The sequence below is a fragment of the Haloferax mediterranei ATCC 33500 genome (genome assembly GCF_000306765.2).
Taxonomy (GTDB): Archaea; Halobacteriota; Halobacteria; order Halobacteriales; family Haloferacaceae; genus Haloferax; species Haloferax mediterranei.
In genome coordinates, this window is the sequence record NC_017941.2 from 1,816,437 (window position 1) to 1,842,224 (window position 25,788).

Genomic DNA, 25,788 nt, shown 5'->3' on the forward strand with positions numbered 1-25,788 from the left:
CGACTGAATGTACGCTTTATTGATGCTCTGTCGCTCGGATTCGCACCTACCGGTGTTTGTGGTCTTCCCAGTTTTGGCTGTCTAACACCGTCCACATGTGTCCGTATGAACTGTCACATGTGTTCTTCTTCGAGGACCCAACCGAGCGCTCGTCTGTAGTGAGTCATGAGTTTTCGAACGCCTTCGTGTCGCATCTCTTCGGATTCCAGTTCCTCCTTTAGGAACTCGTACTGCTCTCGAACCTCCGATTCGCTGCGCATACATTGCCTCTGGGCCGCCGGACGTATGTAGCCCGGACATTCGTGTCGAAGCTCAAACTATTTTATGCGGGTACTGGTCGCTCGACCCGTTACGGGTCGTCGCGTTTTTGCGCGAGCGGGTCGAACTCGCCCGTATGGAGATACGCGGCGAGCGCGAGTGCAAGGAGTGCGGCCGCCAATGGTCGTACTACGAGACGGGGAGTGTATCGTGCCCGCACTGCGGAAGTATGCGGAGCGTCGGCGTGGGCGACCGAGCGCAGCACACCGCCATGCAGACTGAACTCGACCTTTCGAAACACCGGTCTGCGGTCGGCGACGGAACCATCCGAGATGCCGCACCGGCGCTGAAGTCCGACCTCCGAGATTACATTCGAAAGACGGGGTACATACAGGGAGGCGAACTGCTCCCGCTCGATGAGACGTCGCTCGCGGCCCACGAACTACTCCACGCGGTCGACGTCGTCGCACGGTCGAATCGGCCGTCCGACGACGAACAACTCTACGTTCTCAGTCTGCTCCGCGGGACCGACGAGGGTGACCGCCCCGCTTCCGACGAGGTTCCCGACTCGATGACTGATGCACGCGGTCTCGCCTACGCCGAGGCCATCGACGCCTACCGGCGTGACCTCTCGACGTGGCTCGACGACCACCCTGACCCGGAGGCGAGAAAGACGCTCGAAACGCTCTCGAACCACCTCAAGCGCGTCGAAGCGCTCGAAGGTGCAGTTTCGCTCTCGGAGTCGGAATCACTCGTCAGGGCGACGCGTGATATCTACACTGCACTCGCTGACGACGACCTCGACGCCCTCGCGTCGGCTCGGGACCGACTCGCGGCGCTCTTTTAACCCATACCCGTCGCATCTGACGCCCCGATTCACCGAACGTTTTTGCCCTCCGACGACCCTTCGCCGACGATGACTGCTGGGTTCGACATCCACGACGTTCGACACCGCGTCAAACTGCTCCGCGACGACGGCGAGACGATGCTCGTCGAGAACCGCGACGGCGTGGCCTGTCCCGCCTGCGGCGACGACTTCTCTCAACTCCTCATCTCAAACCGGCAGGCGCACAGTTTCGACGTAGACGCTGGGACGCGCTTCTGCGTCCGGCGCGAAGCCGAGCGACTGCTCGTTGCCACACACGAGTAACATACAAGACTGACCCGAATCGGGCGAAAAACCGAACTAAACTGGGAGGTCTGATTCAGCGCTCGCAGAGGAATCGAATCAGCGCCCGGTCGAGCGTGTCATCCGGGAGCCTTTCGAACCACGACACGTCGGTTATCGACTCGTCTTCGAGCCCCGGGTCGTCGGTGAGTTCGCCTTCGACGCGGGCCTCGTAGATGGCGAAGCGAAAACTCGCTTCGTCACCGCCGTGTTGGAACGTCTGTTCTGTGACGACCCGCAGCGCACCCACGTCAGCATCGAGACCCGTCTCTTCGTCCAGTTCGCGAACCAGTGCCTCTGGCTTCGTCTCACCGGGTTCGACGCCACCACCGGGAAGGAGCCACTGGTCGTCCTGTCGGACGAGGAGGACTGACCCGTCCCGTTCACAGAGCGCGCCGACACCCCATTCGAGTCCGCCGCGGATTCGTTCGAGAGCGCGCTCGAACGACTCGGCATCGAGGTCGTGGCTGTTTCGACGCCTGATGATGCCGGCTTCGTCGACGGTCCACTCGCCGTCGATATCGACCCTGGAGGACGCGTCCATCGTGTCGCCGCTTGCTTAGGGGAGGTCGACGTCGATGCCTTCGGATTCGGCGGCAGCCTTCACCGTGTTCCACAGAAGCATGGCGCGCGTCATCGGGCCGACGCCGCCGGGGACGGGCGTGATAGCACTCGCTTTCTCCTTCGCGGAGTCGAAGTCCACGTCGCCGACGAGTTTGTAGCCCTTGTCGTTGTCCGCATCGACGCGGTTGACGCCCACGTCGATGACGACGACGCCTTCCGAGAGCATGTCGCCCGTGACGAGTTCGGGGACGCCCGCGGCGGCGACGACGATGTCCGCCTCGCGGGTCTTCGCGGCGAGGTCCTCGGTCCGCGAGTGGCAGACCGTGACTGTGGCGTTGCCGCCTTCGGCCTTCTGGATGAGCAGGTTCGCCATCGGCTTGCCGACGATATCGGAGCGGCCGACGACGACCACGTCTGCACCTTCGGTTTCTACGTCGGCGGCGGCGAGGAGCTTCTGGACGCCGTGGGGCGTACAGGGCTTGAAGCGGGCGTCGCCAGCGACGAGACGACCCACGTTCTCGGGGTGGAAGCCGTCGACGTCTTTTGCGGGGTCGATGCGGCGGAGGACCGTCCGGTCGTCGACGTGGTCCGGAACGGGCATCTGGACGAGGATACCGTGTACGTCGTCGTTCTCGTTCAGGTCGTCGACGAGCGAGTAGAGTTCGTCCGCGGGCGTCTCGGGGTCGAGTTCGTAGTCGAACGCCTCGATGCCGACTTCCTCGCAGTCGCGCTGTTTCATCGAGACGTACGTCTCGCTCGCGGGGTCCTCGCTCATCAGCACGGTTGCGAGACCCGGCTTCACGCCAGCGTCTGCGAGCGCGTCGATGGCGTCGGCAAGGTCGTCCCGAATCTCCTCGGCGACGGCGTTGCCGTCGATGATGGTCGTCATTGCGTCAAACAGGGTCCCCCGACCATTTCAAAGATTCGGAATCGTGCGTATTCTCGGTTTCAAAATGGAGTAAATATACATGATTGTGGTCATTTTCTCCCCAAATTCACCCGCCGAAGAGCAGATTCACGACGGCCACCGCGACGCCCGCGAGCGCCATCCGAAGGCCGGCGACGTACCAGCGCTGGTCGGATATTGACCCCATGTACGCGCCGAACGTGAAGAGGATTCCCGTGCCGAGGGAGACGGAGACGAGCGTCGCCATTCTCATCGAGAGGACTGTTCCGGCCGCGAAAAACGGAACCAGTGGAACGACGATACCGACGAGCGGCCCGAGACCACTGGCGGCGGCGTTGATGCTCCGGGCGGCCACTTTGTCGCGTTCGACCGCGGTTCCGCTAAGGTCGGCCAACATGGCGTCTTCGATGCGTCCGAGTTCGGCCAGTTTTTCCGCGCGCTCTATCTCCCAGACGCTCCAGACGCCGGATGTCGTGAGACCGACGGCGGCACCGAGACCGATTTTGACGACGGTCACCCCGTCTGTAACACCGGTGAGAAACGCGCCGATAACCAGACCGATGCACGTCAGCGCGCCGTCGAACCCGTTCGAGACGAAGTACCGCCGGGAGATGGCGCGAACGCTGTCTTCTCGCAGGAGTGAGACGAGTCGCCCGAACATCACGATGGCGACCAGTCTTGTGGTTGGTCGCGGTATTCGACGAGTCTCTCGCCGGCGACAACCTCGTCGATGGAGTGGACCGTGCCGCCGAGGTCGCCGATTCGTCGTTCGACCTCGTCGACGTCGATGTCCTCGCCTTCGGCGATGATCCGGAGGTTCTGTACCTCGCGGTCGGTTTCGAGGAGCGTCGTATTCACCCCCGCCACACCGGTGCTTGCGGCGACTTCGCGGGCGAATTCAACCGTCGACGGCGAGTGTGGTTTCAATACGTCGAGGACGAGGCGACGAATAGGTGCCATGGGGCGACGGTACGTCGCGGCGGGTAATAGTGTTACACGAGGTGCAGGTTCGCGGCGAGTGACGTCGAAAGTATCCCGAGAAGAGTGCGCCTACGCATTAGGGGTGGTAAACGACGCACTGTCGTGTCAAAACGGCCGGTCGGCGTGTCGGGAGTGACGCACGACTCGGGCGGTCAGACAGTCGAAAGAATCGGTGGGTATCGAAGCGACGCTTACTCGTACAGCGGGTTGGCGTCGCAGAGTTCCTGCACGCGCTCGGAAACCTCCGCGAGCACGGCTTCGTCGTCGTGGTTGTTGACGACCTTCACGATGAGTTCGGCGACTTCGCGGGTCTCGTCTTCGCCGAAGCCGCGGGTCGTGAGCGCGGGCGTACCGGCGCGGATGCCACTCGGGTTGAACGCCGAGCGCGTCTCGCCGGGGACGGTGTTCGCGTTGAGGACGATACCCGTCGATTCGAGGGCGTCCTCGGCGTCGCCGCCCGTGAGGTCCGGGTGGGAGTCACGCAGGTCCACGAGAACGAGGTGCGTGTCGGTGCCGTCGGAGACGACGCTGAGACCGTGGTCTTCGAACGTCTCGGCGAGGGCCTTCGCGTTGTCGACGACCTGCTGGGCGTACTCCTCAAATTCGGGCTGGAGTGCTTCTTTGAAGCCGACGGCCTTGCCGGCAATGTTGTGCATGAGGGGACCGCCCTGCCCGCCGGGGAAGACGGCGCTGTCGATGTCGGAGGCGTACTCCTCTTTGCACATGATGATGCCGCCGCGACCGGCGCGGATGGTCTTGTGCGTCGAACCGGTGACGAAGTCGGCGATGCCGACCGGCGAGGGGTGGACATCCGCGGCGACGAGGCCCGTGATGTGGGCGATGTCCGCGAGGTGAAGTGCGTCGACGGAGTCGGCGACGTCCTGAATCGTCTCCCACTCGACGGCGCGCGGGTACGCGGAGTAGCCGGAGACGATGATATCGGGTTCGAACGACTCGGCCTTCTCGGCGAGTTGCTCGTAGTCGATGTAGCCCGTCTCGGCATCGACCTCGTACTGCTCGACATCGTAGAGTTTCCCGGTGAAGTTCGCGGGGTGGCCGTGGCTCAGGTGGCCGCCGTGAGTCAAATCAAGCGAGAGAATCTTGTCGCCGGGTTCGAGCATGGCGAGGTAGACGCCCATGTTCGCCTGCGTCCCGGAGTGGGGCTGAACGTTGACGTGTTCTGCGCCCCAGAGTTCTTTCGCGCGCTCGATGGCGAGGTTCTCTACCTCGTCGGCGTACTCACAGCCAGCGTAGTAACGCTTGCCGGGGTAGCCCTCGGCGTACTTGTTCGTCAGGGCGCTCCCCTGTGCTTCGAGAACCGCTTCGCTGACGTGGTTCTCGGATGCAATCATCGCGAGTGTGTCGCGCTGGCGTTCGACCTCACCTTCGAGGGCATCTGCCACAGCGGGGTCGACGTCGCGGACGTGGCTGTAGTCCATACATACTATCCCGCCCAATCACGGCATAAATGTGTCCCCTTTGGCTACGCCTGCCGGTGATGTGTTGCACACATGTGCATATTCGGCCGTGTCATCGGGTAACAGATACACGAATACGTGGAATCGGTTTCACGAAACCTATCTTTGAACCTGAATATCGGCTTACTAAGATATATGTCAACAAATCGCATTACGGTACTGCCACCAGCTACAAATCGATTTTCCCACATTGGAGTAGAAGTAAAATTTCTGAAATGAATTGCTCAATTCGCTTGATTATTACTTGTTACAACCCATTTTCGTATACGTTCTGCTAGTCGACTTGCGTTAATATTAAATATGTTACGGCCGATATTCAAGCTATGGCTATTGGTTCTAATCTACTCGCTGAGGGGGTAGAAGACATCATTGAGTCCGTCCTTTCCTCGACGGAGGACGAGGTCTTGGTTGCGAACCCGACCGCAGAGGTCATCGAAGGTATCGTATCCGTCTCAACAGACATCGGTGAGACACTTCCCGAGATTCGCCTCGTCGCCGACGAAGGCGTGTTGAAGGACGTGCTGGATGACTTCATCATCGCATCCAACGCCGCGAACCTCGTCGCCGACGGCGTGCTCTCCATGCATACCGCCAACGACGAAGTCAAAAACACGCTCTTCGTCACGCCTAACTCTGTCGTCGCGCTCGTCGGCGCTGGCGGGAAGGTCGCCGGGCTTGTCACCGACGACGCGGAGTTCGTCGAGACGGCGTTCGAAGCACACCAAGCACACTGGGAAGACGCACCGGAGTTCAAACTCCGGACGCCGCCGCTGGCGAAGGTTCGCGAAACGCTCGCCGAGGATATTGGCGAGGAGACGCTTGCCGACTTTGACGCGGTACTCGGTTCGCTCTCATCTGCCCGTGGCGACGGCGACGGCCTCGACGAAGTGACCATCTCGCTTCTCGTTGCCGCCCGCAACGAAGTACTTCTCTACGACATCTCGAAATGGGGCGAAGACGTTGGCATCGCGAGTAAGGCGACGTTCTCCCGGACGAAGACGAAACTCGAAGAACTCGACCTTATCGACACGGAGAAGGTCCCAATCGACGTTGGTCGTCCCCGTCTCCGTCTGAAGCTCGGTGCCGACGAACTCGTCGACGCCGATGCCGACGAACTCGCCGCTGTGGCCCAAGAACTGCTCGAAGGCTAACCGTCCTCCGTCGAAGACCCCCCGCTTTTTTGCTTCTCACTTCTTCGTCGCGAACATGAATATCGGACTCGTCGGGAGCGGTCCCGCCGCCGAGTCGATTCGTGCGGCGTGTACCGATATCGACGCGACAGTTACCGAGACCACTCCGGACTCGCTCGGCGAGTTCGACCTCGGGTTCGTCGTCGCGGCAGTCGGTGACGACGCCTTCGACACGGCCGACGCCACTGCGAAACGATGGCTTACAGTCGAAATCGGCGGCATCGGTGGTCACGCCGTCACTGACATCGACGCCGCCGTCTCGGCGTTCGACGAAACGAGCGCCGGATTCGCCGACCTCCGCGCTCGCGTCGCGTCGACCACCGAATCTGACGGACGGCCCTCGGGCGACCGCGCGGCGGTTCGACTCGCCGGTGCCGTTGCGGGTCGACGCGGTATCGCACTGCTCTCCGGCGGCGATATTGCGGGGACCGTCGTGGAGGTTCCCGGCCGAGAGCGGGCGCTGCTTCCGGTTCCCGAACCGACCGACCGCGACCGAGTCGTCCGCCGCGATTTCCGCACGGTCGAGTTGGACGACGCACTCTCGCGAGCGGAGCAGGCGGTCGACGACCGCGTCGGCATCATCACGCAGGTCGGCGAACGCGAATCGTTCCCGCTTCCGTACTATGTCGCACAGACTGCCGACACGACTGCCTACGCGGACGCCCGCGCTGCTGAACTCGCAGGCGGTGCTGCGGCGGGGTGGGACGAAGCGTACATGAAGGCACTCGGCGAGGCGCTGGAGCGCTATTCGGCCGGGGTCTACCGGACGAGCGAGTTCGCCGTCGCACCCACGGCTTCTCGACCGAATGCCATCCCGCCGAGTCGGTTCATCAGACCCGACTCGTACCGCGACCCCGACCCGAGCGAACCGATTCAGTGGGTCGACGGCGAACACCTTGAGACCGGAGATACCGTCTCGCTCCCTGCAGAGTTCGTCCACTACCCGCCGCCGACGGAGCGACACAAGCCGTCGATTACGACGGGACTCGGACTCGGAAACTCCGGAACGGAAGCGATTCTCTCGGGATTGTACGAGACTATCGAGCGCGACGCGACGATGCTCGCGTGGTACTCGACGTTCGACCCGCTCGGTCTCGATGTGACTGACGAGACGTTCGAGACCTTGACCACTCGCGCCCGCTCGGAAGACCTCGACGTGACGGCGTTGTTGGTGACGCAGGACGTGGACGTACCCGTCGTCGCCGTTGCCGTCCACCGCGAGGGGGAGTGGCCGAAATTCGCGATGGGGTCCGGGGCCGACCTCGACGCCAACAGCGCCGCCCGCTCGGCGCTCGCGGAGGCGCTACAGAACTGGACCGAACTCCGCGGGATGGGGCCCGAACAGGCTGCGACGCAGGGCGGTGCGATTGCCACCTACGCTGATTTCCCAGACGCTGCTCAGACATTCGTCTCGACGGAAGCGACGATTCCCGCCGACTCGGTTGGGCCGGACAAGATTCCCGAAGGAGCGGGCGAACTTGATGCCGTAGTTGAGCGCGTCACGGATGCTGGCCTCGACGCTTACGCCGCTCGAATCACGCCCAGAGATGTCGAGCAACTCGGCTTCGAAGCGGTCCGCGTGTTGGTTCCGGAAGCGCAACCACTGTTCATCGGTGAACCATTCTTCGCCGACCGCGCGCGCTCGGTCCCGCGTGACCTCGGGTTCGAACCGCGACTGGACCGCGAGTTCCATCCGTTCCCGTAATTGTCTGGATTTCGCGCTGCTAAGTGGCTGACAGCCGGCACGCTCGTGGTCGCGCGGCGACGTGCCGGACTCCCGCGAGTCGCCGCGCGGCGTAGGTTAGAGCATAGGCGCGCTGGCCGCGGCTCTGTATATGAATCTTCGTTCGGAAATGGCAGAAAAAGAGGTGTACGTGCTTAGACGCCGAACGTCGCGCGAAGCATGTCGCGGGTACCCGGCCCGAGACCGACCGCGAGGACGGCGATGAGGAGCAAAATCGCGTAGCGCGGACTGTCTTCGAATATCTGTTCGTCAAACACCCAGACAACCGCCGTCGCCGCGACGAGTTTCACGAGCAGGAACGGCCACGCGTCGCCCGTGATGGCGAGCACCGATTCCGGCAGCGTGGAGGCCGTGAGGTCGACGACTGCTTTGTTCACCGGGTGTTTCGGAATGAGGTTGTTGCCCGCTCCGAGGGCGGTCATCCAGTCGAGACCGACGACGTTTGCGACGCCGTCGATTGCGTGTCCCCAGATGACTACGAATCCGATTCGACCCGTCCCCTCGTTGACCTCGGGTGCGAAACGTTCGACGAGCCACCACGTCGCGGTGGCGACGACCGTCGCTCCGGCAAGGATGACGAGGAGTACCTGCGGATAGAACGTTGCACCTTGTGCGCCGGTGATGCCGGCCCACAGGAGGTAGCCGAGCGTGGTCGCGAGGACGGCTGTCCCGGCTCCGAGCAGGGGTTTCATGTAGTTATCGACGATGCCCTCTCGCTCGGCGACGACGCTCCCGACGACGGCGACCAGCGTGATTGCGAAGACGGTCACGTAGATGACCGGGCTGATGACGAGCGTATTCACCGGGTACGTGATGAGCGCGTCGGCCACGCCGGGTGCGTCGTTTGCGTCTTCGACGACGCGGAACGCGCCGCCAAAGAACATGAATGGGACGAGAGCGAAGAAGAACCGCGGGTCTTCGCCGATGTCGAGGCGACGCAGGAGGAACACGATCCCCGTGAGGGCGATGATGAGGGTGACCATATACCCGACTTCGGAGACGAGGGTGTAGCCGGGGTACGCGACTGGTTCAGCCGCAGCGGCACAGGCCGACGCACTGTCGAGGTACTGGGTCACGCCGCCCGACCGGGCAGCACAGACGGCCGAGTTCGCGTCGGCCTGGACCGGTCCCCAGAAGTAGTGCCAGATGAAGCCGTCGTAGACGACACGAGGGAACGCGAGCGACCCGCCGACGAGTGCGACGAGGAGGGTCACGACGCCGACGCCCCAGAGGCGTTCAGGGTCGAGACCGACTCGCTCTGCTACCGTTGCCATAGCCGAAACCCCGACGGCGGGCCTGTTTAGGGTTCCGGTCTTTCGCATTCAGAGCGCACGCCCCGCCGCCGGAAAGCAGCCGGTTGGTACGGTGCGAGGAGTGCGTTCCCTTCCGTCAGTCCTCGTCTTCGGGTTCTCGAATCGGTAAGACGGGGTCGTCGTACTCGGTGCCGAGAATAACCATCGTCTGCGAGCGGGAGAACCCTTCGAGTTCCGCGATGTGGTCGAACATGAGTTCACGCAGGGCGTCCGTGTCCTCGGCGTACACCCGGAGCATCACGTCCCACTCGCCGGTCGTCAGATTGATTTCTTGAACACCTTCGATGTCTCGTAGTTCCTGCAACGCCTCTTTTTCGTGTCCTTGTTTGACCTGAAAGCCGACCAGCGCCGAGGTTCCGAGTCCAACCTGTCGGGGGTCGATATGGGCGTGGTAACCCTCGATAACGCCGGCATCTTCCATCCGTCCGACTCGGTCGTGGACCGTCGCACTCGACATGTCGATTCGGCGGGCAATCTCGCTGAACGGTGTCCGTGCGTCCTCCATCAGGATACGGAGGATTGCCCGGTCCGTCGCGTCGAGTTTCATACCCTTCCGTACTGAGGGGGTTAACTTCGCACTTGCGGATAGAGGCATCAATCACCTATTGATTGACACGACCGACAAACCGGGAACTGAGATGCAGCAGAGACGGGTCCAGAATCCAGTATCGTCCAACGCAGGTTAGTGGTCTCCGGCTTCGATTTCGCGGGCTGCTTCGAGCACCGCATCGTGGACGTGCCCGTTCGAGGCGACGAGACCGCGCGAATCGTGTCGCCATTCGTTCCCGTCGAGGTCGGTGACCGTGCCGCCAGCCATCCGGATGAGATGGACCCCAGCAACGGAATCCCACGGGTTCGCCCGCTTGTTCGTGATGACGCCGTCGAGCGCGCCGTCGGCGACGAACGAGAGTGCGACTTGCATACTCCCGTAGCGACGCATATCGCCGAAGCGCGTGACGATAGCGCGGGTCGCGGCCGTGTACTCGTCGCGGGCGTCGTAGTTCCACCAAAACGTCGGACAGACGGTACACGTCTCCGGGTCGTCGCGTGTGCTCACGGAAATCTCCTCTCCGTTGCGGTAGGCCGCCCCGTCGTCGGCGGCGTACAGGTCCTCGAACGCGGGGAGTGAGTTCGCGGCGGCGACGGGTTCGCCATCGACCACGGTGGCGACTGACGTTGCCCATATCGGAATGTTGCGGACGAAGTTGTTCGTCCCGTCGATGGGGTCGACAATCCACGCCGCGCCGTCGTCTGGAACCGACTTCAACTCGTCCGCTTCCTCGCCGACGATAGCGTCGTCCGGGAACGCCCCGCGGATACGCTCGACGACCCGTTGTTGTGCGTCTCTGTCGGCTTGCGTGACGACATCCGTTTTTCCGTCCTTCGTCTCGACGGAGATTCCTGTTCGGAAGGCGCGTCGTGCGACTGCACCGCCGTCGCGTGCTGCGCGTTGTGCACGGTCCGCACGAGCGTCGAGTTCGTTCATGACCGTGGCAGAACGGGAAGGGGCCTATATCCACCGACCGAAGGCGAGACACCAGTCCGGTGGCTTATCATGATGTAGGACTTATTTTCGTGTCGTGACAGACGCAGTCGACCTCCCGGTGCGCGTTCGCGATGCGCTCACTGCGGCCTTCGGTGACGCCCGAGAAGCGATCCGGAGCGGCGACACTGAGACCGCGCGGGAGTGTACCGAGAAAGCGTCCCGTATTCTTCAGCACAAGGTGCCACCCAGTCCCCTCAAAGAGCAACTGAAACACGGATTGGCGGCCGTCGAGCGGACCGTGGCCGACGAACCACTCGTCGCATCGGAATATCTCCGACTGATGAAGCAGTTGCTCGACGAGTAAGTAGGGCAGAGCGGCGGTCGAGACACGGACAGTCGTCTCAGCGGGTGAATATCGAAAAAACCGAAACCGCAATTAGAACCCGGATGGAAGACGTTTTCCACAACCCTCACGACCTTTTTCGGCTTGCGCCGATTTCCCGAACTCCAATTCCTCGTGGTCCGGTACTTGGTCTTCCTGCCACTCACTCGCAGAGTGGTTAACAGGGTTGCTTCGGTTCTTCTTCGGCACTTTGACCTCGTCTTCCTTTTACGAAAGACTCGGTGTTCATGTCGATTCCATCCCTCCGCATCTTGCGATGCGTACCATCGTCGACGTCTTTCACGTCGCCCGACGGATTCGGTTTGGTCATCCAGTGTGTCCTTGCGCCTCCGGCAACTGAATATATGCCCGGTATCTTAATGAACATTTCTGATAAACTCTGGTACGTCGGAGTCAGCTGAAATTCTGGCTGGGAGACAGAATCTGTTGTGTGCTTGAATGTCGTACCGAGTCGGGTCCCGTATGCGAGTTTTCACCAGAAACGTGGTCTGTTGATGATGTTAGATTTGCGAGCGAGTGGTGGGGTAAAATAGTTCGATTGCAGGGATGGATTTGAACACTGTGAGGCCACAGCCTCGCTTACTCACCCTCACTCCGTTCGCGTGAACCTCACTCGCAACGCTTCGCGTTGCTCGCTGGTTCTAATCCTCCGAATGATTCGCACTGTGTCGTCGTACCCATGCGAGGGGAGGGATTTGAACCACGGTCGCAGCAAGCTGCTCCCTGATTCAAATCCCTCCGGACGCATCGCTATCCTCACTGACGTTCGGAAAAACGCGATGCGAGGGGAGGGATTTGAACCCACGGACCCCTACGGGAGCGGATCTTGAGTCCGCCGCTTTTTCCTGACTTAGCTACCCTCGCGCGTATTGAAGTACGACAGGGGGGCCGCTAAAACGTTGCGAATCGTCAGACGAGAACTCCGAACTGCTCGACGACGAGCAGTCCACCGACGATAATACCGATTGTCCCCGCCACAGCGTGGAGAATTCGCGTGTCGCCGATACTCATCGACTGACCCCACAGGAACGAGACGGTCGCCATCGTCGCCACAGTCAAGAGGCTAAACGCCCCGAGGAAGGCGACTGCCTGCCCCATTCCCGGTGCGGCAGTAACCATCGCGATGACGAGTGCACCGCTTCCGGCGAATCCGTGCAGGACGCCAATGCCGAACGACTCGTCGTGAATGTGGGTGTGTTTCGTCCCGAGTGCGATACCGCCAACGGAGAGGTGTCTGTGTGCTCCCTCGTGGTCGTGACCACGAAGTGTCGGCACCGAAACTCCTCCAGCCCGGAGGAGCATCCGAACACCGAGGACGACGAGTATCGCACCAACGACGACCTCGAAAAAGTGCGTTACCGACTCGGGGAGACTCACGCCGAGTGCGACGAAAAGCAGGCCGACGACGACAATCGGAATCGAGTGACCGACGCCCCAGGAAGCGCCGACGATTCCCGGTCGGTTGTCGTCTTCGACCATCGTCGCGATGGCGGCGAGGTGGTCGGCCTCCAGCGCGTGCCGAATTCCGATAACCCCACCAGCCACGAGTGCTGATGCGAGTGCCATACCCCTTCGAAGTCCATTCCATGTAAATACCTCTTGCATTCGGACGCGGAAGCGGTGGTCACACGGGGAGACAGCGACTACGACTTCGCAGGGTCGGGAGCTACGTAGGTGACCACTCACACGACGCACCGGTGGTGAGTTCCTCGTCTTCGATGTACGCCGAGAGACACGCGTAGTTACAGAACCCACCGACTGAAACTCGCTCGCCGTCGGCGGCCTCCTCGACGAAGACGGGGTCGTGACAAGACACGTCGCTTCCGCAGTACACACACTGGGTCGTTGTTCCAGCCATAGTGGTTGTTAGTAACACACCGTAGAAAGTCCCTCGTGTCTATGTTACGCTCGCCGTCAGTAGTGTTCAGTTACGCTCGCCACCAGTCGTGCTCAGATTCGGCCACCGATGGAGTTACTGGGTTTCCCGCCGCTGTCACACCTATGGACGAACACACCCGTGACCCGAGCGTCGCCCCACCGCTCGGGAACCCCTCGGGGTGGAACGAGGAGTTGCGGATGTGGGAACACGCGACGCTTCGCCGAGCAGTCGAACACGGGACCCGCCTGTTCAACTCGGGTGACTTCCACGAGAGCCACGATTGCTTCGAAATCGAGTGGTACAACTACGGGTCGGGGACCGCAGAAAGCGCCTTCCTCCACGGGATGGTGCAGGTTGCTGCCGGCGCGTACAAACACTTCGACTTCGAGAATGACACCGGAATGCGCTCGCTGTTCGAGACGGCCTTGGAGTATATCCACGGCGTCCCTAGCGACTTCTACGGTGTCGACGTCGACGACGTTCGTGTGACTATGCGGGCGGCACTGGATGACCCGACGGCCCTCCACGGCTGGCAAATCGAACTTGACGGCCACCGGGCGACCGCGTACCCCGCTGATTATGAGTACGTTGAGCGGTTGGACCACTAACAGGGTTTTAGCGACACATCTTCTCGCCGATGCGCTACCACGCGAATCTAAAAGCCCTTTAGCGTCTAGTTCTAGAAACTGGCAATGCGAATCTACGAACTCGGTGACGGCACCCCGGAAGTGTCAGTTGTCGGGTCGATTCACGGTGACGAACCGTGTGGTGCTCGCGCTATCGAGCGGTTCGTCGCGGAAGACCCAGACGTTGAACGGCCGGTGAAACTCATCGTCGCCAACGAGGAAGCACTCGAAGCGGATGTGCGCTACCTCGACGAAGACCTCAACCGCGCGTTTCCGGGCGACCCCCACGCGGAGAATCACGAGCGACGCCTCGCACACGACCTCGGCCGCGAGGTTCGCGGAACGACGGCATTCTCTATCCACTCTACGCAGTCCTACGCCGAACCGTTCGCCATCGTCGACACCGTCGACGCCATCGCTCGGTCGATTCTCCCGCGCCTCCCGGTCGACGTGGCCGTCGAGACGAACAACTTCGCCGAAGGCCGACTCATCGAACACGCCCACACCATCGAGGTCGAAGCAGGTCTCCAGAAGTCTGACGAGGCCGCGGACAACGCCTACTGGTTGATTCGTGCGTTTCTCACGGCGACGAACGTCTTGCCCGCTCCGGCCGTCGCGAGCGACGGGTCCGGTGAGGAGTCCGAACCACAGACCGAAGACGACCGCCTGAAGCTCGGTATCCCCGAGGAAAACAGCCTCGACGTGTTCCGACTGCTGGAGCGACTTCCGAAACCCGTCGCCGAGGAATACGAAGTCCTCACCACCAACTTCACCGCCGTCACCGAAGGAACGACGTTCGCCCGTGCCGACGACGAACGGTTCGTGGCCGACCGCGACTTCTATCCGGTTTTGCTTTCCGCGTACGGCTACGCCGACATCTTCGGCTACGCTGGCGAGAAAGTCGGGACTCTGCCGTAGTACTGTCGCAGTAGTTCGTACCCCGTTTCAGTCGAGGATGCGAGCGACCGCTTCGTCGACCGAGTCTACCCGCGCCGGGTCGTCGTCAGGGCCGTCGGTGCCGACGTGGATGGCATCCCACCCGGCCTGTCGTGCACCCACGATATCCTCGTCGTAGGTGTCGCCGACGTAGACGTAGTCGTCCGCCGGGAGGGACGCTTCGGCAGCATGGAAGATACCTGTGTCCGGCTTTCGGGCTGCGACATCGGGGTCGTTCGACACGACGACAGCGTCGACAACTGCTTCGAGGTCGTGGCGTTCGAGTTTCGCCCGCTGCATCTCCAGTGTCCCGTTCGTCAGAATCCCAGTTGGTCTGTCGGACGCAGTGCGAACGAGTGCCTCGTGGGCTGACTCGGGGACGGTCGTCGCCGCGAGTTCGGCCTCAGCGTGCCGGGTTGTGAGCGTCTCGGGGTCGGCGTCGACATCGAACTCGGAAACGACGGCGCCGAACCCCTCGTAGTAGGGGTCCGTCGAAAGCTGGTCGAACGAATCGAGGAGCACCGAAACGTATCGCTCGTAGGCACCATCTGGCGCGTCCGGGACCGCTCGCTCGAAAATACTCTCGAAGTCAGTCGTATACTGGAGGAGCGTCAAATCGAGGTCGAAAAAGACCGCGGTCGTCATAGGCTGGATACTGAGAGAAACGATAAAAACGCTACCCGTACGCGATACACACAGGCGCTACTCGTGTCTGACCTCCGTCGCTACTCGTCGGCCGCTTCGAATTCGACGAGCGTCAGGTTTCGGTCGAGGTAACAGTGGTCGTGCGGCGGGTCGCCGATGACGGTGCTGATACGGTATTCCTGGTCGAACTCAGCACCCTCGGGGACACAGTACTGGTGGCTCGGACACTCGGTGTGCGGGCACGGGCCTTGGAGGCTGGCCTTGCTCCCGGCGTACGCGCCTTTCGACGGCACGTTCGCCCGAACCGGAGCGGGTTCGACCTCGACGGCGCGGACACCCTCGTCGTGGACGGCGCAGTCGAGTACCTGCGTATTCTCGCGTACATCGATGACGCGATAGCGAACGCCCTCGGTGAGATTGAGACACTGCTGGCGGTACGGACATCCCTCACAGGCACTCGATTCACCGCGGTAGACGAATTCGGTACCCGGGTCGGCCAGGCGGGCACCGATGAGTGTGATGGAGGTCATGGTGTCAGATTCATTCGCAGGGCGGTTAAGGCTCTCGACCAGTTAACTCGTCGAGTTTGTCGAAATAGTCCTCACGCGGGATCTGATAGACACCTCGGTAATCTATCTCTCCATCGGCGAACCGCTGTGCGATGTCTTCGGCACCTTCGACAGCCGCCTCGCGGGAGTCGAACTCCTCGACGACCGCCTCGATTTCGGGTTCGAGGTAAAGCACGGCGTGCCACGTCTCGGTCCGAATCTGTGTCGCACCGGGCCGCTTCGCTCGCGAACCATTCCACACGAAGATGGTCGGCATGCACTCGGCGGGGAACGAACTCTCGTTGAAGACGTCTGGACGGTACGCGAGGATTCGCCGCCCCTCGTGCTCGTCATTCCAGAGTGTCCACCCGTCGGGCAAATCGGTCATACCCCCGCTAGTCCGCCGTACATCCTAAGCCTTCCCGCTTATCTCTGGGGCGAAGACTCTCAAAGAAAATGGTCGGTGAACGGCGACATGATTCCGTAGCGACTCGATTAACGAGTCCGTCAACGGACTGAATCGCCGATTAAATCGACACACCTCGGTCTATGAGAGGGTCAATTTCGATGGTATGTATCTGGATATTTCCTGATTAATGACAATCTCCTGACTTGGAACGGAGAAAGGGTTAAATGCTAACGTCTCTCATTATAAATCAGTCTCGGTCACCGGGCCGAGCGAGCCGCCACGCATCGCCTGCTAACCCGCCGATTCTGTCGCCAATCGCCGACCTGTTGTGAGTGCGCAGCGGCGGCGACGTACTGCCCTCCCCGCTCACCGCGACCTGTCGTCGCGTGACGGAAGTGTAGTGTGTCGTCTGCGACCCGTAAATACGGGCGCGTCGCCCTCGACCGTCTTGGGACGGCTGGTCCGACGAGGCTCCACGAACAATGACCGGCGAAATCGAAACACTCGCAGACCTGAGCAAGCACTACAAAGACTCAGTGCCCGCGGACCTCCGCGAGGCGAAGAGCTTCGAGTGGTACTTAGAAGAGGTCTACGCAAATCCGAAGATCGCTCGCAACGCCCACCAACGCGTGGCGGACATGTTCGACTATTACGGCACCCGTTACGACGAAGACGCGGGCGTCGTGGAGTACCTCATGGCCTCAGAAGACCCGCTCCACAACGGAGAGAACGTCTTCTATGGTCGCGAAGTCCACGAGTCGATACACGAGTTCGTCAACAAGGTGAAATCCGGGGCTCGCGGTCTCGGCCCCGAAAAGCGTATCAAACTCCTCTTGGGTCCCGTTGGCTCGGGGAAGTCGCACTTCGACTGGCTCTCCCGACGGTACTTCGAAGACTACACGATGCGCGACGAGGGGCGGATGTACACCTTCCGCTGGTCGAACCTCGGCGATGTCATCCGTGATCAGGACCCGGCCGACGACGTGGTCACATCACCGATGAATCAGGACCCGCTCGTATTGCTCCCGCAAGAACAGCGCGACATGGTCATCGAGCAACTGAACAAGAACCTCGATGCACCGTACACCATCCGGAACGACCAGGCGCTCGACCCCGCCTCCGAGTTCTACATGGACCGTCTGCTCGCGCACTACGACGACGACCTGGAGTCCGTCTTAGAGAACCACATCGAAATCATTCGACTCGTCGCCTCCGAGAACAAGCGGCAGTGTATCGAGACGTTCGAGCCGAAGGACAAGAAAAACCAAGACGAGACGGAACTGACCGGCGATGTCAACTACTCGAAACTCGCGGTCTACGGCGAATCCGACCCGCGTGCGTTCGACTACGCCGGGGCGTTCTGTAACGCCAACCGGGGTATCTTCTCCGGCGAGGAACTGCTGAAACTCCAGCGCGAGTTCCTCTATGACTTCCTGCACGCCTCGCAGGAACAGACGATTAAGCCGAAGAACAACCCGCGTATCGACATCGACCAGGTCATCGTCGGGCGGACGAACATGCCCGAGTACCGCGAGAAGAAAGGCGACGAGAAGATGGAGGCGTTCAACGACCGGACGAAACGCATCGACTTCCCGTACGTCCTCGAATACGAACAGGAAGCCGAAATCTACCGGAAGATGCTCCGGAACGCCGACGTGCCCGACATCCACGTCGAACCGCACACCCTGGAGATGTCCGGGTTGTTCGGCGTCCTCACACGAATCGTCGAACCCGACTCGGATACCATCTCGCTCGTCCAGAAGGCCAAGGCCTACAACGGTGAGTTAGACGATGGCGATGATGTTGACGTGCGGAAACTCCGCGAAGAGGGCGAATCCAAGGCCGATATCGCCGAGGGGATGGACGGCGTCTCCGCCCGGTTCATCGGCGACGAAATCGCCGAGGCAATCATGGACGCGACCCACCGTGACAAGAAGTACCTCTCGCCGCTTTCGTCCTTTACCCACCTCGGAGAGAACTTGGAGACCCACGGGTCGATTCCCGAAGAGAGCCTCGAACAGTACCACCGCTTCCTCGAGATGGTCCGCGAGGAGTACAAAGAACGCGCCATCGAGGACGTGCGCCACGCTCTCGCCTACGATATCGACGAGATTCAAAGGCAGGGCGAGAAGTACATGGACCACGTCATGGCCTACATCGACGACGCGACGGTCGAAGACGAACTGACGGGCCGCGACCAGGACCCAGACGAGAAATTCCTCCGCGCCGTCGAAGAAAAGCTCAACATCCCCGAGGACCGCAAGGAAGACTTCCGTCAGGAGGTCTCCAACTGGGTCTCGCGCCGCGCACGCGAAGGAACGTCGTTCAACCCGCAGGACAACGACCGACTCCGCCGCGCGCTCGAGCGCAAACTCTGGGAGGACAAGAAACACAACATCAACTTCTCGGCGCTCGTGAGCGCGAACGAACTGGACGACGACGAACGCAACTCGTGGATTGACGCACTCGTCGACCAGGGCTACTCGCGTGACGGTGCCCGGGAGGTGCTCGAGTTCGCCGGTGCGGAGGTGGCCAAGAGCGAACTCGAAGGGTGACCATGCGAGATTACATCCGCGACGCTGACGAGGCGCTTCGTGGTACCTACGAGGAGCCGATGAGCCTCGCCGAGTACGTCGAATCGGCGTTCGAATCACCCTCTATCGCGTCGCACGCGTCGAAGTACCTGCTCGAAGCCATCGAGTCGATGGGAACCCGGCAGGTCGTCGAACAGGGCGAAGAAAAAGAGCGGTACCGCTTCTTCGACGACCCCGCAAACGACGGTGAGCACGCGATTCTCGGCAACACAGACGTGCTCAACGCCTTCGTCGACGACCTCAGAACCATCGCCGCCGACCGCGGGAAGGCTGAGAAAATCGTCTGGTTCGATGGGCCGACTGCGACCGGCAAGTCCGAGTTGAAACGCTGTCTGATAAACGGGCTCCGGGAGTACTCGAAGACCGACGCCGGGCGGCGCTACACTGTCGAGTGGAACGTCGCGAACGCCGAAGACACGCGGGGTCTCTCCTACGGAGGCGAAGTCGACGCCGACGACGAGGACTGGTACGAGAGTCCAGTTCAGTCGCACCCGCTTTCGGTCTTCCCCAGCAACGTTCGAAGGCAACTCCTCAGAGACCTCAACCGGGCGAACGGCGACCACATCCCCATCAGCGTGAACCAGGACCTCGACCCGTTCTGTCTCGAGGCGTACAACTACCTCGAAGAGGAGTTCCGCCGCGCCGGCAAGAACGAACTGTTCAGCACCGTCACGGACCCGAAACACCTCCGAGTGAAGAACTACGTCGTCGACGTGGGTCGCGGCATCGGCGTCCTCCACTCGGAAGACGACGGGACTCCCAAAGAGCGACTCGTCGGGTCGTGGATGCCGAGCATGCTTCGCGAACTGAACTCCCGCGGGCGCAAGAACCCGCAGGCGTTCAGTTTCGACGGCGTGCTCTCGCAAGGCAATGGGCTTCTCACCATCGTCGAAGACGCGGCCCAGCACGCCGACTTACTCCAGAAGCTGCTGAACGTCCCCGACGAGGGGCACGTGAAACTGGACAAGGGAATCGGGATGGACATCGACACCCAGCTTGTCATCATCTCGAATCCGGACCTCGACGCCGAACTCGACAAGTTCGCCGATAGAAACGGGCGCGACCCGCTGAAGGCGCTCAAGCGCCGACTCAATAAACACGAGTTCCGCTACCTGACGAACCTCTCGCTGGAGGCCGAACTCATCCGGCGCGAACTGACGAACGAGACGAGCGTCTGGACCGACGACCCCGAGGCGATGGCCGAGCGCGTCGCCGAAGCGGTCACACTGGACGTGCGGAAGGGTCCCGGGAAAGTCCAGGCCCGCGAACTCGCGCCGCACACCATCGAGGCGGCGGCGCTGTACAGCGTCGTGACGCGTCTGGACCCCGACGATATCCCGCGCGACCCGGAACTCGAATTCGACCTCGTGGACAAGGCGTTGCTCTTCGACCGCGGCTACCTCCAAGTCGGCGACCAGCGACGCGAGGTGTCCGCGTTCGAGTTCATCGGCGACAGCGAGGGGACACACGGGATTCCCGTGACGTTCACTCGCGACGTCATCGCCGACCTGCTTCACGACCGCATCGACCGACGGCATCCTGACCTCGATGTCTCGTCAGTGGTGATGCCCGGAGACGTGCTCGACGAGATGGTCGGTGAGTTGCCCGACGCACCCGTGTTCTCCCGCGCGGAGGCCTCGGAGTACGAGGGACGCATCGACATGGTCGAAGACCACATCTTCGAGCAACAGGAAGCCGACGTGCTCGATGCGTTGCTCGCCGAGAAGGGCGTCGAGCGCGAGACGGTCGAAGAGTACGTCGAACACGTCTACGCGTGGGCCTCTGACGGGCAGTTAGAGACCGAACACGGGCTCGTCGACCCCGACCCGCTTCTCATGAAGCTATTCGAGACCGAACACCTCGGCCGGTTTGCCCCCGCCGACTACGAGGGCAACGACCCCTCCGAGGAAGTCGAAACGTTCCGTCACGAGAAGGTCATCACCGCGCTCAACCGGTACGCGTGGGAGAACCGTGACGAGGGATTCACCGTCTCTGACGTGGACCTCACCGAGATTCCCGTCATTCGGACGGTGCTCGAAACGCACGACTGGGAGGACGTGCGTCGACTGTTCCCCGACCTCGAACCCCGCCAGTGGGATGACCCGCCAGCGAACACCGAGACGGCCCGGGTCAAAGACCGCACTATCGATGAGATGGTGAAACGCGGCTACACCACCGCGTCGGCCGAACTCACGAGCCGTGCCGTAATGAAGAGAGTGAGCCAGACATGGGACTGAGAGACGACCTCGAACGATTCCGCGAAGTGGGCGAAGAGCGCCGCGAAGACCTCAAGGAGTTCATCTCCTACGGTGACCTCGGAGCCTCCGGCTCGAAGGACATCAAGATTCCAATCAAAGTCGTCGACCTCCCGGAGTTCCAGTACGACCGCCTCGACATGGGCGGCGTCGGCCAAGGAAAAGGCGGGACGCCCGACGTCGGCCAACCCCTCGGCCAGCCACAACCCGAACCCGGCGAGGGCGACGAAGGCGAACCCGGGGAAGAGGGGGCCGAACACGAGTACTACGAGATGAACCCCGAACAGTTCGCCGAGGCGCTCGACGAAGAACTCGGTCTCGAGCTCGAACCGAAAGGGAAGGAAGTCATCGACGAAATCGAAGGCGACTTCACCGATATCACCCGGAGCGGACCGCACAGCACGCTCGACTTCGAACGCCTGTTCAAAGAGGGTCTCAAGCGCAAACTCGCGATGGACTTCGACGAGGACTACGTCCGCGAGGCGATGAAGGTCGAGGGAACCTCAGCCAAAGAGGTCTACCACTGGTGCCGCGAGAACAACATCCTCGTCTCGATGGCGTGGATCGACGACGAGTGGGGCCGCATCCCCGACGAAGAACGTGGCACGTGGGAGTCCTTCGAGGAGATGGAAGCAAACGTCGAGCGGACCACGACCGTCCAGCGCATCCGGCGTGACGGACTCAAGGAGATTCCGTTCCGCCGCGAGGACGAGCGCTACCGCCATCCCGAGATAATCGAGAAGAAGCGTTCGAACGTCGTGGTCGTGAACATCCGCGACGTGTCGGGGTCGATGCGCGAGACCAAGCGCGAACTCGTCGAGCGCACGTTTACGCCGCTCGATTGGTACCTCACGGGCAAGTACGACCACGCGGAGTTCGTCTACATCGCCCACGACGCGGAGGCGTGGGAAGTCGAACGCGACGAGTTCTTCGGCATCCGCTCGGGCGGCGGGACGCGAATCTCGTCAGCCTACGAGTTGACGAAAGAAGTCTTGGACGAGCGCTACCCGTGGCGCGAGTGGAACCGCTACGTCTTCGCCGCCGGCGACTCCGAGAACTCCTCGAACGACACGAAAGAGCGGGTTATCCCGCTCATGGAGGAGATTGACGCCAACCTCCACGCCTACGTCGAGACGCAACCCGGCGGCACCGCAATCAACGCGACGCACGCCGAGGAAGTCGAGAAGAACCTCGGCGACGAAGGCAACGTCGTCGTCGCGTACGTCTCCCAGCCCGACGACGTAATCGACGCGATATACCGCATCCTCAGTACGGAGGCGACAGCAGAATGAGCTTTAGACGACACCGCAGAGACGCACAGAGAGAAGCCGCTCAACTGGACGAACCCGTCCGAGAAGCGGGCGAACTCGCCCGCAAACTCGGGCTGGACCCATACCCGGTGAACTACTGGGTCGTCAACTACGACGAAATGAATCAGCTCATCGCCTACGGCGGGTTCCAGGAGCGCTACCCGCACTGGCGGTGGGGAATGACCTACGACCGCCAGCGAAAGTCCGACCAGTTCGGCATGGGCAAGGCGTTCGAAATCGTCAACAACGACGACCCGGCGAACGCCTTCCTACAGGAGTCGAACTCGCTCGCCGACCAGAAGGCCGTCATTACCCACGTCGAGGCGCACTCCGACTTCTTCAAGAACAACCAGTGGTTCAGGCTGTTCTCCGACGATGGGCAGTTCGCCGCCGCCGCGATGCTGGAACAGCACGCACAGGCCATCGAACGCTACGTCCAAAATCCGGACGTGAGCCGCGACGAGGTCGAGAAGTTCATCGATGCCGTGCTCTGTCTCGAAGACACCATCGACCAACACCGGTCGATTCGAGAGGCGGCTGCCGACACGGATAGTCGTATCCCCGAAGACATCAGGGCACAACTCGACAGCCTCGACATCTCCGACGACGTTCGCCGCGAAGTGTTCGACGAGGAGTGGCTCGAAGGCGTCGAAGAGGCCGAGCGCGAGGCCGCCAAACTCACCAAGCCCAGAAAGGACGTACTCGCATACATCCGTGAACACGGGATGCGGTACGACGATGAGACGGAGAAAGCAGAGGAGATGGAGCCGTGGCAGAAGGATGTCCTCGACATGCTCCGCGAGGAGTCGTACTACTTCGCCGCCCAGAAGATGACGAAGGTGATGAACGAGGGTTGGGCCGCCTACTGGGAGTCGCTCATGATGGGCGACGAGCACTTCGCGGGCACGGACGAGTTCATCACGTACGCGGACCACCAGGCCCGCGTCCTCGGGTCGCCCGGTCTCAACCCGTACAAACTGGGGAAGGAACTCTGGGAGTACATCGAGAACACGACGAACCGTGCGGCGGTCGCCGACAAACTCCTCCGCGTGAAAGGAATCACGTGGCGGAACTTCCACGACATGGTCGACTTCGAGGAGGTACAACAGCTCCTGCGTACTGACCCTGCTATCGACGGCATCCACGCAGACGCTGTCGACGACCTCGCCGACCTCAGTGAAGACGACCCGCGAGTTGACCACGAAGTGCTCGACAGGGCGCTTTCGGGTGACGACACCCTCGACTTGGAGCGCTACCCGTGGAAGCTACTCACCTACGAGGGACTCGCCGAGCGCCATTACTCGCTCATCAAACCCCAGAACCGTGGGTTCCTTCGTCGCATTCGCCGTTCTGAACTCGAACAGCTGTCGCGGTACATGTTCGACGACGACCAGTACGACAGCATCGAGGAGGCGGTTGCTGACGTGGACAAGACCACCGGTTGGGACCGGATGCGCGAGATTCGAGAGAGCCACAACGACGTGACGTTCCTCGATGCGTTCCTCACCGAGGAGTTCGTCCGCGACAACCACTACTTCGCCTACGAGTACTCGCGGTCGTCACAGCAGTTCCGCGTCTCATCGTCCGAATACGAAGACGTAAAGAAGAAACTGCTGTTCCAGTTCACGAACTTCGGCAAGCCAACCATCGCCGTCTACGACGGGAACTTCGATAACCGCGGGGAACTGCTCCTCGGCCACCAGTACAACGGCGTCATCCTCGACAAGAAGCAAGCAAAGGGTGTACTGGAGCGGGTCTACCACCTGTGGGGTCGCCCGGTCAACCTGATGACTATCATCAAGGAGTTCGACGACCACGAAATCGAGGTCGCCCGTCGGCGCGGGCGTGAGCCGACGCCGGTCGAACGGGCGATTCGCATCCGGTACGACGGAGACGAATTCGAGGAACACGACCTCGATTCGGACCTCGAAGAACGCATCGCAGCCAGTGACATCGACTATGACACCAAGCCTGATGACTGGCTCTAAACGAAGCGATGGGCATTTCTGACCGTCTCATCGGGAGGGTAGATGATGACCCGACCGAGGGAACGATTGACGAGGCAGATATCCACGACGTGCTCCGAAACGAGCGTCGGCGACTCACTCTCGAACAACTCCGCGACAGCGATGGTACGGAGTCGGTCGGCGACCTCGCCGAACACATCGCGGAAGTGGAGTCCGGCGAGTCACCACCGCCGAAGAACGTCAGACAGAGTGTCTATATCTCGCTACACCAGACACATCTCCCGAAACTCGACACGCTCCACATCGTCGCGTATGATTCGACGGCGAAGGTCGTCTCGCTCGGGACGTGCGCCACCGAACTCGACCCGTATTTTGACGACGGCGACGAGGGAACGACACCGTTCGCAGTGCTCTCGTTTACAACCTGCCTCGCCGGACTAGCGCTCCTCTTCGCCGGGTGGATGGGGATGCCCGTTATCGCCGGCGTCGACCCGCGTTTCGTCGCCATCGTCACACTCCTCGCCGTTGCGCTCGTCAGCGGTGCTGAACTCGGGTTGCGGACGCAGAATCGGACCTAAACCGCGGTCGAACTGTAGTCGTACCGGGTCACGCTCAGATACCCCACGCATCGTCTGTCCCACCAGCGCGGGCGACGGCAACCGAAAGCAGGGTCACGAGCGAGAATGCGATGAGCGAGAGTCGCGGGATAGTCAACAACCCACCGAGCATCGGGTACTGGATGGACGTACACGGCCCGCCGACGGTACAGGTCGCACCCGGCGCGACTTGCAGATAGGTGTGATATCCAGCGAGTGCAACCCCGCCGAGCGAAAGCGGGAGGATAGTCTTCCACACATCCGCCCGGTCTTCAACGGCGGCCACTCCGAGAACCACGACAAGGGGGTACATCAGAATGCGTTGGTACCAACAAAGGTCACAAGGTGTCAGTCCCAGTCCGAGACTGAAGTAGAGACTGCCCGTCGTTGCCGCGAGTGCGACGAGTGTTCCCACAGTCAGCAGCGCTCGCGTCGTGTCGCTCATGTCGTTACGCCCCTCCTCTCGGCGGTTCGGTCGTCTCAGTTGTTTGCACTCGGCTCACTGTCGATTCGTCCTCATCTCCGGACTTC

The 25,788-nt window shown here is 61.5% G+C and carries 27 protein-coding genes and 1 tRNA gene; 12 read left to right on the top strand and 16 right to left on the bottom strand.

The genetic code is table 11. The features are described 5' to 3' along the window. Positions 1-113: 113 nt before the first annotated feature. The gene (locus tag HFX_RS20035; protein ID WP_004060365.1) at positions 114-260 is read right to left on the bottom strand and encodes a hypothetical protein; all 147 of its coding nucleotides are present in this window, start codon (positions 258-260) and stop codon (positions 114-116) included. A gap of 134 nt (positions 261-394) precedes the next feature. Here HFX_RS20035 and HFX_RS09255 point away from each other — a divergent pair, with 134 nt between their 5' ends. Together HFX_RS09255 and HFX_RS09260 are read left to right on the top strand one after the other, a co-directional pair. Further along, entirely contained in the window at positions 395-1,105 is a 711-nt protein-coding gene (locus HFX_RS09255) for a DUF7117 family protein (protein ID WP_049917516.1), read from the top strand. 69 nt (positions 1,106-1,174) lie between these two features. Next, positions 1,175-1,408, top strand: a complete 234-nt coding sequence (locus HFX_RS09260) for a DUF7385 family protein (protein WP_004060363.1) — start codon at positions 1,175-1,177, stop codon at positions 1,406-1,408. A gap of 55 nt (positions 1,409-1,463) precedes the next feature. On the opposite strand, the gene HFX_RS09265 is transcribed toward HFX_RS09260, so the two are convergent. The 5 genes from HFX_RS09265 to glyA all read right to left on the bottom strand — a co-directional run bounded on the left by HFX_RS09265 (position 1,464) and on the right by glyA (position 5,317). Further along, complete coding sequence (locus tag HFX_RS09265; protein WP_004060362.1) at positions 1,464-1,970, bottom strand: NUDIX domain-containing protein; 507 nt, start codon at positions 1,968-1,970, stop codon at positions 1,464-1,466. A gap of 15 nt (positions 1,971-1,985) precedes the next feature. After that, positions 1,986-2,879, bottom strand: coding sequence for a bifunctional methylenetetrahydrofolate dehydrogenase/methenyltetrahydrofolate cyclohydrolase FolD (gene folD, locus HFX_RS09270; RefSeq protein WP_004060361.1), 894 nt, complete (start codon positions 2,877-2,879; stop codon positions 1,986-1,988). A gap of 106 nt (positions 2,880-2,985) precedes the next feature. Next, the gene (locus HFX_RS09275) at positions 2,986-3,558 is read right to left on the bottom strand and encodes a VIT1/CCC1 transporter family protein (protein ID WP_004060360.1); all 573 of its coding nucleotides are present in this window, start codon (positions 3,556-3,558) and stop codon (positions 2,986-2,988) included. Then, on the bottom strand, positions 3,558-3,857 hold the full coding sequence (locus HFX_RS09280) for a DUF211 domain-containing protein (RefSeq protein ID WP_004060359.1): 300 nt from the start codon (positions 3,855-3,857) through the stop codon (positions 3,558-3,560). Before HFX_RS09280 ends, HFX_RS09275 begins: the two co-directional genes overlap by 1 nt. Positions 3,858-4,069: 212 nt before the next feature. Then, positions 4,070-5,317 carry a serine hydroxymethyltransferase gene (gene glyA / locus HFX_RS09285; RefSeq protein WP_004060358.1) on the bottom strand — a complete coding sequence of 416 codons (1,248 nt, stop codon included), beginning with the start codon at positions 5,315-5,317 and terminating at the stop codon, positions 4,070-4,072. Positions 5,318-5,679: 362 nt separating this feature from the next. On the opposite strand from glyA, the gene tbsP reads away from it, so the two are divergent. Together tbsP and HFX_RS09295 are read left to right on the top strand one after the other, a co-directional pair. Next, positions 5,680-6,507, top strand: a complete 828-nt coding sequence (gene tbsP, locus HFX_RS09290; protein WP_004060357.1) for a transcriptional regulator TbsP — start codon at positions 5,680-5,682, stop codon at positions 6,505-6,507. A 55-nt stretch (positions 6,508-6,562) separates the two neighbouring features. Continuing rightward, positions 6,563-8,251: a YcaO-like family protein gene (locus HFX_RS09295; RefSeq protein WP_004060356.1), complete on the top strand. Its 1,689-nt coding sequence runs from the start codon at positions 6,563-6,565 to the stop codon at positions 8,249-8,251. A 173-nt stretch (positions 8,252-8,424) separates the two neighbouring features. Here the strand turns inward: HFX_RS09295 and HFX_RS09300 are convergent, their stop codons facing one another. From HFX_RS09300 to HFX_RS09310, 3 genes are all read right to left on the bottom strand, one after another. Beyond that, positions 8,425-9,564 (bottom strand): DUF63 family protein, encoded by a 1,140-nt coding sequence (locus tag HFX_RS09300; RefSeq protein ID WP_004060355.1) that lies wholly within the window; start codon positions 9,562-9,564, stop codon positions 8,425-8,427. 115 nt (positions 9,565-9,679) lie between these two features. Next, positions 9,680-10,150 carry an Lrp/AsnC family transcriptional regulator gene (locus tag HFX_RS09305; protein WP_004060354.1) on the bottom strand — a complete coding sequence of 157 codons (471 nt, stop codon included), beginning with the start codon at positions 10,148-10,150 and terminating at the stop codon, positions 9,680-9,682. A 135-nt stretch (positions 10,151-10,285) separates the two neighbouring features. Then, complete coding sequence (locus HFX_RS09310) at positions 10,286-11,089, bottom strand: inositol monophosphatase family protein (RefSeq protein ID WP_004060353.1); 804 nt, start codon at positions 11,087-11,089, stop codon at positions 10,286-10,288. A 94-nt stretch (positions 11,090-11,183) separates the two neighbouring features. On the opposite strand from HFX_RS09310, the gene HFX_RS09315 reads away from it, so the two are divergent. Next, positions 11,184-11,453, top strand: coding sequence for a hypothetical protein (locus HFX_RS09315; protein ID WP_004060352.1), 270 nt, complete (start codon positions 11,184-11,186; stop codon positions 11,451-11,453). 819 nt (positions 11,454-12,272) lie between these two features. Here HFX_RS09315 and HFX_RS09320 read toward each other — a convergent pair. The 3 genes from HFX_RS09320 to HFX_RS09330 all read right to left on the bottom strand — a co-directional run bounded on the left by HFX_RS09320 (position 12,273) and on the right by HFX_RS09330 (position 13,350). Beyond that, positions 12,273-12,356 (bottom strand) — tRNA-Leu (locus HFX_RS09320). A 45-nt stretch (positions 12,357-12,401) separates the two neighbouring features. Further along, entirely contained in the window at positions 12,402-13,058 is a 657-nt protein-coding gene (locus tag HFX_RS09325; RefSeq protein WP_004060351.1) for a sulfite exporter TauE/SafE family protein, read from the bottom strand. 100 nt (positions 13,059-13,158) lie between these two features. Further along, positions 13,159-13,350 carry a hypothetical protein gene (locus HFX_RS09330; RefSeq protein ID WP_004060350.1) on the bottom strand — a complete coding sequence of 64 codons (192 nt, stop codon included), beginning with the start codon at positions 13,348-13,350 and terminating at the stop codon, positions 13,159-13,161. 143 nt (positions 13,351-13,493) lie between these two features. On the opposite strand from HFX_RS09330, the gene HFX_RS09335 reads away from it, so the two are divergent. Together HFX_RS09335 and HFX_RS09340 are read left to right on the top strand one after the other, a co-directional pair. Then, on the top strand, positions 13,494-13,979 hold the full coding sequence (locus HFX_RS09335; protein WP_004060349.1) for a DUF309 domain-containing protein: 486 nt from the start codon (positions 13,494-13,496) through the stop codon (positions 13,977-13,979). Between the two features lie 84 nt (positions 13,980-14,063). Further along, positions 14,064-14,915, top strand: coding sequence for a M14 family metallopeptidase (locus tag HFX_RS09340; RefSeq protein ID WP_004060348.1), 852 nt, complete (start codon positions 14,064-14,066; stop codon positions 14,913-14,915). 27 nt (positions 14,916-14,942) lie between these two features. Here HFX_RS09340 and HFX_RS09345 read toward each other — a convergent pair whose 3' ends face one another. The 3 genes from HFX_RS09345 to HFX_RS09355 form a co-directional block, all read right to left on the bottom strand. Beyond that, complete coding sequence (locus HFX_RS09345; RefSeq protein ID WP_004060347.1) at positions 14,943-15,578, bottom strand: HAD family hydrolase; 636 nt, start codon at positions 15,576-15,578, stop codon at positions 14,943-14,945. Between the two features lie 80 nt (positions 15,579-15,658). Next, positions 15,659-16,108 carry a UPF0179 family protein gene (locus HFX_RS09350; protein ID WP_004060344.1) on the bottom strand — a complete coding sequence of 150 codons (450 nt, stop codon included), beginning with the start codon at positions 16,106-16,108 and terminating at the stop codon, positions 15,659-15,661. A 25-nt stretch (positions 16,109-16,133) separates the two neighbouring features. Further along, the gene (locus HFX_RS09355) at positions 16,134-16,514 is read right to left on the bottom strand and encodes a DUF5820 family protein (protein ID WP_004060342.1); all 381 of its coding nucleotides are present in this window, start codon (positions 16,512-16,514) and stop codon (positions 16,134-16,136) included. A gap of 503 nt (positions 16,515-17,017) precedes the next feature. Between HFX_RS09355 and HFX_RS09360 the strand changes: the two genes are divergently transcribed. Genes HFX_RS09360 through HFX_RS09380 form a run of 5 tightly spaced genes read left to right on the top strand, consistent with a single transcriptional unit; the run spans position 17,018 to position 25,239 of the window. Then, positions 17,018-19,090, top strand: coding sequence for a PrkA family serine protein kinase (locus HFX_RS09360; protein ID WP_004060340.1), 2,073 nt, complete (start codon positions 17,018-17,020; stop codon positions 19,088-19,090). Between the two features lie 2 nt (positions 19,091-19,092). Then, a complete protein-coding gene (locus HFX_RS09365; RefSeq protein ID WP_004060338.1) occupies positions 19,093-21,366 on the top strand; it encodes a PrkA family serine protein kinase in 2,274 nt (757 codons plus the stop codon). Next, positions 21,357-22,676 (top strand): YeaH/YhbH family protein, encoded by a 1,320-nt coding sequence (locus HFX_RS09370; protein WP_004060335.1) that lies wholly within the window; start codon positions 21,357-21,359, stop codon positions 22,674-22,676. Before HFX_RS09365 ends, HFX_RS09370 begins: the two co-directional genes overlap by 10 nt. Continuing rightward, entirely contained in the window at positions 22,673-24,682 is a 2,010-nt protein-coding gene (locus HFX_RS09375; RefSeq protein ID WP_004060333.1) for a SpoVR family protein, read from the top strand. Before HFX_RS09370 ends, HFX_RS09375 begins: the two co-directional genes overlap by 4 nt. 8 nt (positions 24,683-24,690) lie before the next feature. Beyond that, positions 24,691-25,239, top strand: a complete 549-nt coding sequence (locus tag HFX_RS09380) for a DUF7344 domain-containing protein (protein ID WP_004060332.1) — start codon at positions 24,691-24,693, stop codon at positions 25,237-25,239. Between the two features lie 34 nt (positions 25,240-25,273). Here HFX_RS09380 and HFX_RS09385 read toward each other — a convergent pair whose 3' ends face one another. Next, positions 25,274-25,702 (bottom strand): disulfide bond formation protein B, encoded by a 429-nt coding sequence (locus HFX_RS09385; RefSeq protein ID WP_004060330.1) that lies wholly within the window; start codon positions 25,700-25,702, stop codon positions 25,274-25,276. Positions 25,703-25,788: the final 86 nt, after the last annotated feature.